The 11,751-nt window shown below is 36.4% G+C and carries 16 protein-coding genes and 1 other annotated feature; of the genes, 3 read left to right on the top strand and 13 right to left on the bottom strand.

What is annotated here, in order from left to right; translation table 11 throughout:
• Positions 1–126: 126 nt before the first annotated feature.
• The 5 genes from dhaM to J3U54_RS06635 all read right to left on the bottom strand — a co-directional run bounded on the left by dhaM (position 127) and on the right by J3U54_RS06635 (position 3,441).
• Entirely contained in the window at positions 127–498 is a 372-nt protein-coding gene (gene dhaM, locus J3U54_RS06655) for a dihydroxyacetone kinase phosphoryl donor subunit DhaM (protein ID WP_220234574.1), read from the bottom strand.
• 2 nt (positions 499–500) lie between these two features.
• The gene (gene dhaL, locus J3U54_RS06650; protein WP_267385532.1) at positions 501–1,082 is read right to left on the bottom strand and encodes a dihydroxyacetone kinase subunit DhaL; all 582 of its coding nucleotides are present in this window, start codon (positions 1,080–1,082) and stop codon (positions 501–503) included.
• 18 nt (positions 1,083–1,100) lie between these two features.
• Complete coding sequence (gene dhaK / locus J3U54_RS06645) at positions 1,101–2,096, bottom strand: dihydroxyacetone kinase subunit DhaK (protein ID WP_220234576.1); 996 nt, start codon at positions 2,094–2,096, stop codon at positions 1,101–1,103.
• Positions 2,097–2,207: 111 nt separating this feature from the next.
• Positions 2,208–2,690: a nitroreductase family protein gene (locus tag J3U54_RS06640; protein WP_103751702.1), complete on the bottom strand. Its 483-nt coding sequence runs from the start codon at positions 2,688–2,690 to the stop codon at positions 2,208–2,210.
• 43 nt (positions 2,691–2,733) lie between these two features.
• A complete protein-coding gene (locus J3U54_RS06635; RefSeq protein ID WP_103751703.1) occupies positions 2,734–3,441 on the bottom strand; it encodes an SLAP domain-containing protein in 708 nt (235 codons plus the stop codon).
• Between the two features lie 207 nt (positions 3,442–3,648).
• On the opposite strand from J3U54_RS06635, the gene J3U54_RS06630 reads away from it, so the two are divergent.
• Together J3U54_RS06630 and J3U54_RS06625 are read left to right on the top strand one after the other, a co-directional pair.
• Entirely contained in the window at positions 3,649–4,503 is an 855-nt protein-coding gene (locus tag J3U54_RS06630) for a glycosyltransferase family 8 protein (protein ID WP_103751704.1), read from the top strand.
• A 157-nt stretch (positions 4,504–4,660) separates the two neighbouring features.
• Positions 4,661–4,942: an HU family DNA-binding protein gene (locus J3U54_RS06625; RefSeq protein WP_220219726.1), complete on the top strand. Its 282-nt coding sequence runs from the start codon at positions 4,661–4,663 to the stop codon at positions 4,940–4,942.
• Positions 4,943–5,006: 64 nt separating this feature from the next.
• Here J3U54_RS06625 and J3U54_RS06620 read toward each other — a convergent pair whose 3' ends face one another.
• From J3U54_RS06620 to J3U54_RS06600, 5 genes are all read right to left on the bottom strand, one after another.
• On the bottom strand, positions 5,007–5,708 hold the full coding sequence (locus tag J3U54_RS06620; RefSeq protein ID WP_267385531.1) for a methionine ABC transporter permease: 702 nt from the start codon (positions 5,706–5,708) through the stop codon (positions 5,007–5,009).
• Entirely contained in the window at positions 5,701–6,762 is a 1,062-nt protein-coding gene (locus tag J3U54_RS06615; protein WP_103751707.1) for a methionine ABC transporter ATP-binding protein, read from the bottom strand. The genes J3U54_RS06620 and J3U54_RS06615 overlap by 8 nt, the downstream gene beginning before the upstream one ends.
• 29 nt (positions 6,763–6,791) lie before the next feature.
• Positions 6,792–7,649 (bottom strand): MetQ/NlpA family ABC transporter substrate-binding protein, encoded by an 858-nt coding sequence (locus tag J3U54_RS06610; RefSeq protein ID WP_267385530.1) that lies wholly within the window; start codon positions 7,647–7,649, stop codon positions 6,792–6,794.
• Between the two features lie 43 nt (positions 7,650–7,692).
• Positions 7,693–7,933, bottom strand: a binding site (T-box leader).
• Between the two features lie 59 nt (positions 7,934–7,992).
• The gene (locus J3U54_RS06605; protein WP_127326205.1) at positions 7,993–8,184 is read right to left on the bottom strand and encodes a hypothetical protein; all 192 of its coding nucleotides are present in this window, start codon (positions 8,182–8,184) and stop codon (positions 7,993–7,995) included.
• Positions 8,126–8,695, bottom strand: a complete 570-nt coding sequence (locus tag J3U54_RS06600; RefSeq protein WP_103751709.1) for a dihydrofolate reductase — start codon at positions 8,693–8,695, stop codon at positions 8,126–8,128. Before J3U54_RS06600 ends, J3U54_RS06605 begins: the two co-directional genes overlap by 59 nt.
• Before the next feature lie 194 nt (positions 8,696–8,889).
• Here J3U54_RS06600 and J3U54_RS06595 point away from each other — a divergent pair, with 194 nt between their 5' ends.
• Positions 8,890–9,201: a TipAS antibiotic-recognition domain-containing protein gene (locus tag J3U54_RS06595; RefSeq protein ID WP_164715348.1), complete on the top strand. Its 312-nt coding sequence runs from the start codon at positions 8,890–8,892 to the stop codon at positions 9,199–9,201.
• Positions 9,202–9,243: 42 nt separating this feature from the next.
• Here the strand turns inward: J3U54_RS06595 and pnuC are convergent, their stop codons facing one another.
• The 3 genes from pnuC to J3U54_RS06580 all read right to left on the bottom strand — a co-directional run bounded on the left by pnuC (position 9,244) and on the right by J3U54_RS06580 (position 11,741).
• Positions 9,244–9,957: a nicotinamide riboside transporter PnuC gene (pnuC, locus tag J3U54_RS06590; protein ID WP_103751711.1), complete on the bottom strand. Its 714-nt coding sequence runs from the start codon at positions 9,955–9,957 to the stop codon at positions 9,244–9,246.
• A gap of 95 nt (positions 9,958–10,052) precedes the next feature.
• Positions 10,053–11,207, bottom strand: coding sequence for a cation:proton antiporter (locus tag J3U54_RS06585; protein ID WP_267385529.1), 1,155 nt, complete (start codon positions 11,205–11,207; stop codon positions 10,053–10,055).
• Positions 11,208–11,333: 126 nt separating this feature from the next.
• On the bottom strand, positions 11,334–11,741 hold the full coding sequence (locus tag J3U54_RS06580) for a MerR family transcriptional regulator (RefSeq protein WP_267385528.1): 408 nt from the start codon (positions 11,739–11,741) through the stop codon (positions 11,334–11,336).
• Positions 11,742–11,751: the final 10 nt, after the last annotated feature.

The raw sequence follows: 11,751 nt of genomic DNA, 5'->3' as shown, positions 1-11,751 counted from the left end.
TATTGTACTACGTGCGTAGTCTTACAAATAATTTCCAGTAGTATACTATTTCCCTTTTTATTATATAACTTCCTGTCTATTTTGTAAATATCAAAATTGCACTAATACGCGTATAAAGGTTTAACATCATTGCTTAACAACTAAAGGCTTTAATTGTTTTTCTATTTCATTAAGTGGGACATTAGCTTGAAGTAAACTAGCGGCAGTATAAGCTCCTTCAATAAGTGCAGTGTTATATAAATGAACTTTTTTGTCTAAAAACTCTACGGCCATGTCCAGGTTCATTTTGGCACTGCCTAAATCATAAAAAGCTAAGATTTCATCTGCCTGGTTTTCGTTAAAAGCCTTAATAATTTTATCCATACTGGTGCCAATATCATTGTCATTGTTACCACCAGCAAGAGTGAGCGGCACATCTTTAGCCACCTGCTTAATAAGTTTTTCAATGCCAACAGCTATTTCTGGCACATGAGAAACAATAGTTATTCCTAAAGTCATCATTATCCTACCGTTTCAAGTAACGCTGTGAATAAGTAGCCACTTGATTGTGAACCTGGGTCAACATGTCCTTTAGAACGTTCACCCAAATATGATGCTCGACCTTTTTTGGCAATCATTGGAGCGGTACTTTTAACTGCAGCAGTAATTCTAGACTCGGTTAACTTGCCTTCTTTAACTATTGGTACTAGTTGTGCCCAGACGTCAACCATAGTTTTATCCCCTGGTCGTGCACCACCGCGTTTTTCAATCCCACTTAACGCAGCTTCTAATAATTCGCCTAAATCTGTTGTAGTAGCACTTTTTTTAGCCATTTTCAGAAAAGCCGTTCCATATAAAGGACCAGATGCGCCACCAACTGTTGAGATTAAGGTCATTGCAATCTCCTTTAGAGCATCTGACTCTGAAGCTGGAGGAGTAGTAGAAAGTTTTTTAACTACTGCTTGCATACCCCGATCCATATTAAAGCCGTGGTCACTATCTCCGATTGGAGTATCAAGATCACTTAAAAGTTGCTTATTTGCAGCTATTTTGGTAGCAAACTTTGTCATCCACTCAATTGTTTGATTGACAGTTAATTCCATTTAATTATTCTCCTTAATTTACCAAGCAATAGTTTCAACCGGAGTATTTAAATACTCGAGCCATTTGTCATCCTGAATTTCTAGCATAGTAAGTGAAATCCCAGCCATGTCCAAAGAGGTCATATAATTACCAACCTTGGTAAACACAGGCTTAAGGCCTCTCTCATTCAGCTGGTTGAATAAGTCATTAGTAAAAATGTATTGCTCCATCAACGGAGTTGCCCCCATGCCATTCACCAGCACAGCATACTTTTTAGCAGAATCTAATTTTAGTTCGTTATCAAGTTTGGCTAGCAATTCTTTCACTAATTCATTAGCAGGTTTAATCTTTTCAACCCGATAGCCTGGTTCCGAATGAATTCCAACCCCATACTCAATTTCATCATCTTTTAACGTAAAACCTGGTTTACCCGTTTCTGGATTGGTAGCAGCCGAAAGAGCCACAGCAATTGTTTTAATATTTGGCAAAACTTGCTTGGCCAGTTCTTCAATTTCTGCTAGACTAGCCCCATTTTGAGCAGCTGCACCTAAAATTTTGTGCATCAAAATTGTTCCCGCAACACCGCGGCGACCCTGCGTATAGGTGCTATTTTCAACCGCAATATCGTCATCGACAACAATAGATTTAACTTTGATATCTTCCATCTCCGCCATATCCATTGCCATTTCAAAGTTCATAACATCGCCCGAATAATTTTTGATGATTAGAAAAACACCGTTTCCATGGTCAGCCGCTTTAATTGCGGCGTAAATCTGATCTGGTGTAGGCGATGTAAAAACTTGTCCGCATACAGCTGCACTTAGCATTCCTTTTCCAATAAAGCCTGCATGGGTCGGTTCATGACCTGATCCACCTCCACTAACTAAGCCTACTTTGCCAGTCATTGATTCTTCATTCGCACGCACCAATGCATCAGTTTGCGGTATTCGCCGAATATATTGCGGATATGCCTTGCTCATCCCGCTAACCATTTCGTCAACGACATCGTTAGGATTATCAATAATCTTTTTCATTACCAAAAGCCTCCTTTTTAGTTAAATCAGTTATAGATCAATTATAGCAATAAGCGCTTTCATCAACTATTGCTGAAAACAAAAAAACGAAGATTGCTCTTCGTTTTCGCTTTATTTAATTAATACTTGGTATCGTTTAGATCGATCATCATCCGGATGTTCAGCTGCATGACCACATGCGACAATCACACTTGCCTCGTAAGCATCAGAAATACCTATGTCTGCTAGCAATTTGTCATCAGTATTGAGAATTCTTGCCGCATTCATTAAATAAACTGAACCTAAATTTAAATCTGCCGCTTCAACCATAATGTTTTCAGCCGCTACGGAAGCATCACGTTGACCAAACATACTATCTTTCTTTACGTTAATAACAAAAAGAAGTGGTGCCTCATAACAAGCATTCTTGGTTAAAGTTTCAATTCGCTCAAGAAGAGAAGTATCTTTCACGACAGTCATCCGCATGTCTTTTGCTTGATGCATTCCACACGGAGCCGCCTGAAAAGCTGCAATCAACTTAGTAATATCTTCTTGATCAACTTTTTCATCAGTGTATTTCCTAATTGCTACTCTTTTAAAAACAGAATCAGACATTAGCTGCATCTCCTTTTTAAAATGATGATCTAAATTGATTTAATTATTGAGCTATAATTTTACTACTTTTATGATTCAAATTTTCCCATCTGATATAATATTTATCAGTAATTTGAACATACTTTTTACCGTGAATCTTCTTGGCACTAATGACCATTACGGTCTTACCTTTTTTAACATAAACGTTAGCCTTGCGAACGCCTTTACTATTATAAACGTAAGACTTCTTCTTTACCTTATATTGGACTGCCTTAAACAACTTAACGTTTCTTACGCTAATATATTGATTCTTCTTATTGTTAAAACCAATTAAAGACTTGTCATTCGGACTTGCAAGACCGGAAACAAGAATTATAGTGCCCTTCTTTAACTTGGATTTTTTCACACGTTTACCATCTTTATCATAAACATATGAATTTCTCGTTAATTTAGCATACTTACCCATTAATGATAATGCTTTAGAAGAATCTGCCGTATTTTTACTTGGCTTCTTAGAAGTATCATTGCCGGCTGCTGGCTTAGTTTGATCACCGGTTGTTGGTGTCTTAGCAGTATCTTGACCAGTTGTAGGCTTAGTTTGATCACCACTTGTTGGCGTTGTCGGGGTTGTCGTAGACGTACCCTTAGAAGAATCGCTGTTAGTGGTTGGCACAGGTTGATTAGTTTCTGCTGCCAATACTGGAGCTGCTGCACTTAAACTAAGTGATAACGAAGCAGCACCAACTAAACCTAAAATTGTTTTTTTGTTCATATTTACACCTCATTAAAATATCTATTTGTTTCTATTTTACTACTTTATGCCAAATTTTTCCTGTTAAAACTTAAATGGATTATTCACGTGAATATTAATAAGAAATTTTTAGTTTAAACTTATCTTGCAATATCTTATAAGGAATTAAAAACGGTTTTGCTTTATACTATTTAGGGGAACAATATTTTTTAATTAAGGAAGGCTGACATGAAGCAGAAAAAAAGCGACACAATTGAAATTTTAGTTACAATTGACCAAAACTACATTAAGCCACTTGAAGTAATGATGTATTCAATGAAACTTAATAATATGGAGCAAAATTTTTGCATTTGGTTAATTCATGATAATATTGCGGATTCTGCTCTTCGTAACCTAACGAAATACGGTGAACAAATTGGCATGCAGGTCAAGACCGTGGCAATGAATAGTAATATTATTTTTCCTGACTCACTGTTAAATTTACATGATTACCCAAAAGAAATGTATTTTAGGTTATTATCTGGTCAAGTTTTACCAGCTAGTTTGCATCGGGTACTCTACCTTGATCCTGATATTCTGGTAATCAACTCACTGAGAAAGCTGTGGGAATTGGATTTGGCTGGCAACATGTTCGCTGCTGCTGTTCATGAGGGCTTAACCGATATTATGAGTTCTATCAACAATATTCGGTTAGGCACGACCACCGGCTACTTTAATTCAGGCATCATGTTAATGGATCTTGATGAAATGCGTAAAAAAGTCAAAATCGAAGACATCACGGCAGCAATTGAGAAAAATCATGATACGCTTATTCTGCCGGATCAAGATATTCTCAACTACCTTTATGGTGAAGATATTTTAAAAATACCTGAAACGCTTTGGAACTATGATGCTCGCGCATACTCAGTTTATTTAGCTAGAAGTACTGGCGATTGTAATATCGAGTGGGTTATGGAAAATACTTCAATCTTACACTTTTGTGGCAAGCCTAAACCTTGGCAAAAAGAGAAACACTCGAGATTTAAAGCTCTCTATCTCAACTATCAGCAAATGACAAACCGCATCTTAATGCAGCAAAAATAAATACGATATTTAGCCTTTTTCTATTGATGGAGCCAAGAACTGTGCTAAAATATAAAAAGTTGCCGAATATCAAGCGACACAAAGCATTACGTAATTTGTGTATAGTTAATCGCAAATAAGTCCTGCTTAAAAAAATTTATAGAAAAGAGAAGAAAATATGGCTTCAATTAATAAATCTGAACTAACCAAAGAAGTTGCAGCAAAAACTGGTCTTAAGCAAAAAGACGCAGAAAAAGTTATTGATTCTTTAATCGAATCAATCAAGGACAACTTGGCTAAAGGTGAAAAGGTTCAAATTATCGGCTTTGGTTCATTCGAAGTTCGTGACCGTGCTGAAAGAAAAGGTAGAAACCCACAAACTGGTAAGACCTTAACCATTCCTGCAACCAAAGTGCCAGCTTTCAAACCAGGCAAGGCTTTAAAAGACGCTGTTAAATAATTTAATTACAAGCGAAAAAAAAACAACAAGCAAAATTTGCTTGTTGTTTTTTTGTTGTCCTATTCTACTTATTTTGGTGGTTCAATTTTTTAGCTAAAAAGTCACCGGTAATTTGCACAATAAAGATTAAGATAATAACTAGAACTGTGGCTACAAAAGTCACATCGTTATCGAAACGCTGGTAGCCATAAGAAATGGCCGTATTACCTAAGCCACCGGACCCAATAGCACCAGCCATCGCGGTTAAGCCGATTAAACTAATAATTGTTACTGTCGATACTCGAGCCAATTCTGAACGAGCTTCGTTTAAGTAGACATTAAAAATGATATCCCAGGTTGTTGCCCCCAAGCTTTGCGCTGCTTCAATTTTTCCGTGATCAACACTTTCTAAAGCCACCTGAACTTGACGAGCATAGAAGGGAAAAACTCCAAGTGATAACGGAACCAGCGCAGCATTCATACCGATCTGCGTTCCGACTATTAATTGGGTAAACGGAGCAATGAAGGCTAACAAAATGATAAACGGAATTGCCCGAAAAATTGAAACAATTTTATCACAAATATTAAACCAAAACTTATTTTGTCTGATTCCACCCTCTTTGGTTAAAACTAGAATTACCCCGAAGAGGATACCTAAAATGCCACCAAAGATTGCCGACCAAAAAGTCATAAATAAAGTTTGAAAAATACTAGTTCCCCAGCCAGTATCGCCGCCCCAGCCTAAGTTCACGACATTTGGAAAAATTTTACTAAACCAACTAATCATACAAATTCCCCTTTTCATTCAACCTAGTTACTGCTACTCCTTCTTCGGTTAAAAAGGCAACAGTCTGCTTCTGCTTATCGCTATCACCCTTGACCAAAACTAAAAGCGTACCGATTGGTTCATCGTCTAGTAACTCAACATTCCCGTATAGCATACTAGTTTCAACACCAATCTGGCGGTAAAGGTCAATAATAATTGATTTGGTTACGTTAGCTAAACTATAAATAAGTTGGTAAATTGCTTCATGATCATTTAGCTTAGTTAAATTTAGCGACTCTAATGTGTTAATTACTTCTAGTGAGCCGCCTACAAAGCTCTTTGTTAAGCTGTTTTTCGGATGCAAGACTACATCACGCAGCGTACCGTTTTCAATGATTTTTCCTTGCTGCATTAAAGCAACTTTGTCACAAATCTTTTTAACTGCGCTCATCTCATGTGTAATCAAGACAATTGTAAGGTTGAGATCTTCTTTTAATTTTTTTAGGAGAGTTAAAATCTGTTGGGTATTTTGCGGGTCAAGCGCACTAGTAGCTTCATCCGAAATGAGAATATCTGGTTCATTGGCTAAAGCACGTGCAATTGCAACCCTTTGCTGCTGCCCACCGGATAATTGAACCGGGTAAAAATCTGCCTTTTCCTTTAAATCAACTAATTCTAACAGTTTTAGGGACTTTTCCTCTATTTCCTTATCTTTTAAGCCAGAATGCTTTAAAGCAAAAGCAACATTTTCAACTACAGTTATTTCGTTAAGCAAGTTAAAGCTTTGAAAAATCATTCCGATTTTTCTACGCTCCAATTGCAGATTCTTGTTAGAAATAACCTGCTTACCGTCTTTGACAAAATCTGTGCCATTAACTTTAATGTTCCCAGCCGTTGGTTTTTGTAATAAATTAATTGTTCTAACTAAGGTTGACTTACCTGCCCCAGAAAAGCCAACAATACCGTAAATATCACCTTTTTCAACGGTTAGGCTGACATCATGGACTGCATGCACTATTTTTCTTTTTTTATCAGCGAAATCAACGTTGACATGTTGCAACTCAATAATACCCATTAAATTTTCTCCATTCACTTAAAAACTAACTAAAACTTGATGTCCCAAGCAGTTTTTTGCATGTCACCGTAATATTTCTTGTCTAAGCGCTTAGTTTCTTCCGTCTGGTAGGCCTTCACAACGGCGAGGTAATCTTTATTCTTCTCCTCACCCTTACGAGCACAAATGATGTTAACCCATTTTAATGAATCCTTGTTAACCGGCTCAACAAAGATTGTCTGTTTCTTACCTAAACCAGCGGGACGAGCAAAGTCATTATTAACAACTGCGGCATCAACTGAGTCAATTACCCGACCACATTGATCAGCATTTATTTCTTTAATTTTTAGGTTTTTAGGATTTTTCACAACGTCAGCAACAGTAGCTAATTCCTTGCCTTTACGCAGTTCGATTAAACCGGCATTTTTTAAAACAAAAAGTGCACGGGATTCGTTGCTGGCATCATTTGGAACTGCAATTGTAGCACCTTTTGGTAAGTCGCTCAGTTTGTGATATTTCTTGGAATATAATCTGATCGGATTAATTTCTGTGCGGCCAATTGCCTCTACGCCACCCTTATTCGCTTTATTCCACGCTTTCAAAAAGGCATAGTGCTGAAAGGCATTTAAGTCAATATCACCATTTTTAACGGCTTTGTTTGGCTGGTTGTAATCGGTAAAGTTCTTCACTTTAACCGTTACACCATATTTCTTTTTTGCAGTAGCCGCAACATGATTCCAAATATCTTCCTTTGGCTTAGTTTCACTAACTATTCCCACAGTAACCACATGGTTGCCACCTTTTTGACTATTATTAGGTTTGGGGCCAAAGCTAAACCACCCAATCACAATCACAACTAAAGCGACGATTACGCCGATAACAATATTTCTTGTCTTCTTCTTCGACATTACAGAACCTCCAAAGTTCAACAAAAAAGCACTCATCCCTAAAAATAAGGACGAGTGCTTCGCGATACCACCTTTAATTTGTTTATTACTCACGTAATAAACCTCAATAGCTATCTATCAATAGCTTGCACAAATAACGGATGCAACTCCGCCGAAAGCTAAATATCACTAACGGTCATCATTTCAAGCCCATGTTCATCATCCCTTGTCTGCTAACTCTCACCAAAATGTTAGCTCTCTTTATCAACTTGGCAAATAACTACTCTGCTTTTCAAGATGTATTAATTATTTAATTGTTTATTAATTTAGCACCTAGTTTTAGTTCTGTCAACCACGTTTAAAATTATTTTTGCTGATGCTTGTGAAAATTCTGATATTGATCCCAATTATCACGCGCGACCACAAAGGTAATGATTGCCATGCCAATTACTTGCCACCATAAGTTAGGATTGATCATTTCAGCTTGAATAATACTATTAACAAGAATCAGGATACTGATCACTAAAACGATTACGCTTATGATCATCTTCTTCATTTCGTTTCTCCTTTCTAGCATAAGTTAAAAATTCATATGAATATTTATTTTGATCATCAGGTAAATGAGTCTCTTTTTTTATTAACTCAAATTGCGAATAGTCAATGGTCGGCATAATCGTGTCACCAGCAAAAACAGCTTTTATTTCCGTCTTTTCTAAATAATCTACTTGCTTTTTCAATGCCTGGAAAACCGATGTACCCCCGATAACAAAAATCTTTTCATCTTGATGTGACTTAAGCCAATGCTTTAATTTATTTAACGAAGATAATATGACAACTTGGTTATTGTGATCAAATTTGTGTGCCACTTCGCAACTACTTGATAAAACAATATGTTGTCTATTAGGTAGCAGTCTAGGTAAGCTAGCAAAAGTTTTACGGCCCATAACGATTGGGTGACCAACTGTTAACTTTTTAAAATGTTCCAAATCCTTAGGTAAATACCAAGGTAAATGCCCATCTAGACCAATTTGATGTTTCTCATCCTCAGCCCACACAAAAATAATCATTAATGCACCTCTAGTTTTATTATACAGCTTTATTCTCGTTATTTATATCTTTTACCTTTAACTCGACCAATTAACGTAAAACAGCAAAAAATTAGCTAGGCAGCTGCTTGTCAAAACCCTAAATTTATTTTTCCTGATTTAGCAGTATGCTATAGTAAAATAGTAAAAAGTATACAAGCATGAGGAGAAATGAAATGACTAAAAGTGCTGCAGATTTTTCAGATGAAAATTTTAACCGAATGAAAACAATTGAAGCGGATTTAGTCCGCAATTTACAAGAAGTTGTTAAAGATCCTAGTACAGAAAGTAAATTGAGTGATGTCATTTTCACAGATCATCAAAATTGGCTGAAAGTCATTATGCCAAACTATTCAACTGAAATTCATTTAGGAATTGTTAACGGCTATGAAAGTGATGAACGCTACCAATCATATTACGACGACAAGGCTGGTAAAGGTGCTACTAAGATACTAATCAAAATTGTCAAAGATCATTTGCAAAAATAAAAGGTGAAATCTTCTAATTAGAGGATCTCACCTTTTATTTTTTTAATGGAACCAACTAGTGTGCTTGTCAGTAAAAGCTAGCAGGTCATTACTTAAATATAGAATATACGTGAAAAATAACGTTAAATTTGCGTCACCCTGAAAAGCAGTAACACCCCACAGAATGATCGCAAAGATTCCTTGAATTGACCAAAAGTAGTACTGTTCCCGAAAACGAAACGTGCAAAGGACTGAGCCAGTGATGCCAATTGCACCGGCGATTGCATCAATCCATGGCCTTGGACTAATAAAGATTTTTGTGTCCATTAAGTAAAGCAGGCCCGTTACCACGATAAAAAAGCAAATTGTATAAACCCACTTGGATAAATTGAGCCCCCTAATATGTTTTTCTGCATCTTTTGTCCAAGCTGGTAAAAATAGCACGGGCAAGTCTAATAGAAAAATATAGGCTGCCTGCAAAACAACATTGGCATAATTTTTAGCATATATCGAAACAATAATGTAAATAATTGATGACAATAAGCCTAATACACCGTTAATTGGTCTTGCATTAGTAATAGCCAACGTACACGTAAAGCCCATGATAGCTGCAATCATCGTCACAAACGCAATTAAATCAATTGGTGAAGAAATTGTCGTACCGATAATGACGCCGATCCCTAGCATCAATAGCATATAAGTTTTAAAGCTCCAACCACGCATTTGACTTACATACCATTTACTACTAAATAAATTATTATTAGGTTGAAATTTCATTAATACCGCCCTATCTATCTCTTTATTTGTGCGCAAACACGAATTCTATCATAGCATTTAATTCGTAAATCCAAAATTATTCTGACTTGAACAACTTATTGCTTATTTGTAAAAGCTAGCTTTAATAAAAATGGGGCAATCAAAGTTGTTAAGATAATGACTCCCACAACTAATGAATAAGTAGTAGAAGTTAAAAAGTGCTTTTGCCTGCTAATCTGGGCAACAATCAAGGCCATTTCACCACGCGAAACCATTCCTGCCCCAATTTGAATTGAACTCAAAAAGGAAAAACCAGATAGTTTAGCACCAATACCAGCACCACCCCATTTAGATAAAATTGCACCAATTAAAAGTAGTACAAATAACCCAATATTTTGCCAGATTCCAGTTAACGTCATCTCAAGTCCAATACTGATGAAAAAAAGCGGAATAAAAAAGCCATAACCAATGGTCGTAAAATTTTCTTGCAGTTTCGCTTTTTCATTTAACTGGCTAAAAGCAAGTCCGACAAAAAAGGCACCAATCACATCGCTTAAGCCAACAAATTCCGCACCAAAAGATGCTACTAAAATCATAACTAATAGTAAAAGGACGTTAGCTGCCGGCACAGTATTCTTAGTCCACAATTTAACCAACCTTGGTGCTAGCCAAAAACTACCAATGATTAGTACTATTAAATAGCCTATCTGACAAAATATGTGCCATGCTAATTCATATTTTGCTGTAGTTACTGGCCTTTGCGTGTTAAACAAACTGCTTGCGATGCTTAACAAGAAGATTGATAGTATGTCATCAACTACAGCCGCGCCGAGAATGGTCATCCCTTCCTTATTTCTAAGACAACCTAATTCCTGTAAAACCGCCACAGAAATTGAGACTGATGTCGCCGCAAAAATTAATCCCAAATAAAGACAATCAATTGGCGCAAAAGCAAACAATAATCCTGTTAAATAAGCAACAATTATTGGTACAATCATTCCCAGCAGTGCCACGAGCAAACTGGGATACCAAAGCTTTTTTAAAATAGTCAAATCACTTTCAAGGCCAGCTAAAAACATCAGCAAGATAACGCCAATTTCCGCTAAATTTTTAATTAGTGAAGTTGGTCTGACCCAATTTAAAAATGCCGGACCAAGGATGACACCTGCAATTAATTGACCAATCACAGCAGGCAGCTTACTCCTTACGCTAATTTGCCCACCGATTAGGGCGAATAATAAGATTAAAATTACTAGTTTTATTTGTTCCATTTTTCCTTCAACTTTCACACAAAAAAAGACTTCCAAGAAGTTACCTAGGCAACCCAAACCTAGGAACAATTCTTGAAAGTCTTGAACTCCAACCGAAATTTTTTTAATTATTATAACGAAAGAAACTTAATTTTGTAAATCCTTTTTTGCTTTTCCTTCATAAGCCAATTTTTCATTTTCATAAGTAAGCAGCTGATCATCAAAATGTGTGACTTTAAAATCAAGGTAATCAATCGCTTTTTGTAAGTTCATTGCTTGCTTTTTTAGTTCTTTCAGCTGAGACACAAGTAGTTTTTTACGCTCTTTAGGTGGCTGCTTTTGCTGATATTTAGCCACAAATTCTTGCAGTCTTTTAACCGAAACACCAGCTTGACGTAAAGCTTTAATGTAAAAAATCCAATTTTGATCATATTCGCTATATTCACGATAGCCGTTAGTGTCCCGCCTAACTGGTGGTATTAAACCGCATTTCTCCCAATAGCGTAATGTATCCTTTGATAAATTAAACTGAGAACTAACTTCATTAATGTTCAAAAAATCTCCT

The sequence above is a fragment of the Lactobacillus sp. B4007 genome (genome assembly GCF_026535895.1).
In the GTDB taxonomy this organism is placed as follows: domain Bacteria; phylum Bacillota; class Bacilli; order Lactobacillales; family Lactobacillaceae; genus Lactobacillus; species Lactobacillus panisapium.
The sequence above is the reverse complement of the archived record's forward strand: the minus strand, read 5'-3'. Positions and strand labels throughout refer to the sequence as shown.

What these genes read in the sequence shown, in the direction of transcription:
- J3U54_RS06600 (WP_103751709.1), bottom strand. Translation starts at nt 8,695, where the DNA reads ATGATTATTTTTGTGTGGGCTGAGGATGAGAAACATCAAATTGGTCTA.
- J3U54_RS06595 (WP_164715348.1), top strand. Translation starts at nt 8,890, where the DNA reads ATGACTAAAAGTGCTGCAGATTTTTCAGATGAAAATTTTAACCGAATG.
- J3U54_RS06605 (WP_127326205.1), bottom strand. Translation starts at nt 8,184, where the DNA reads ATGAAGAAGATGATCATAAGCGTAATCGTTTTAGTGATCAGTATCCTG.
- J3U54_RS06585 (WP_267385529.1), bottom strand. Translation starts at nt 11,207, where the DNA reads ATGGAACAAATAAAACTAGTAATTTTAATCTTATTATTCGCCCTAATC.
- J3U54_RS06635 (WP_103751703.1), bottom strand. Translation starts at nt 3,441, where the DNA reads ATGAACAAAAAAACAATTTTAGGTTTAGTTGGTGCTGCTTCGTTATCA.
- J3U54_RS06620 (WP_267385531.1), bottom strand. Translation starts at nt 5,708, where the DNA reads ATGATTAGTTGGTTTAGTAAAATTTTTCCAAATGTCGTGAACTTAGGC.
- pnuC (WP_103751711.1), bottom strand. Translation starts at nt 9,957, where the DNA reads ATGAAATTTCAACCTAATAATAATTTATTTAGTAGTAAATGGTATGTA.
- J3U54_RS06625 (WP_220219726.1), top strand. Translation starts at nt 4,661, where the DNA reads ATGGCTTCAATTAATAAATCTGAACTAACCAAAGAAGTTGCAGCAAAA.
- dhaM (WP_220234574.1), bottom strand. Translation starts at nt 498, where the DNA reads ATGACTTTAGGAATAACTATTGTTTCTCATGTGCCAGAAATAGCTGTT.
- J3U54_RS06615 (WP_103751707.1), bottom strand. Translation starts at nt 6,762, where the DNA reads ATGGGTATTATTGAGTTGCAACATGTCAACGTTGATTTCGCTGATAAA.
- dhaK (WP_220234576.1), bottom strand. Translation starts at nt 2,096, where the DNA reads ATGAAAAAGATTATTGATAATCCTAACGATGTCGTTGACGAAATGGTT.
- J3U54_RS06630 (WP_103751704.1), top strand. Translation starts at nt 3,649, where the DNA reads ATGAAGCAGAAAAAAAGCGACACAATTGAAATTTTAGTTACAATTGAC.
- J3U54_RS06610 (WP_267385530.1), bottom strand. Translation starts at nt 7,649, where the DNA reads ATGTCGAAGAAGAAGACAAGAAATATTGTTATCGGCGTAATCGTCGCT.
- J3U54_RS06640 (WP_103751702.1), bottom strand. Translation starts at nt 2,690, where the DNA reads ATGTCTGATTCTGTTTTTAAAAGAGTAGCAATTAGGAAATACACTGAT.
- dhaL (WP_267385532.1), bottom strand. Translation starts at nt 1,082, where the DNA reads ATGGAATTAACTGTCAATCAAACAATTGAGTGGATGACAAAGTTTGCT.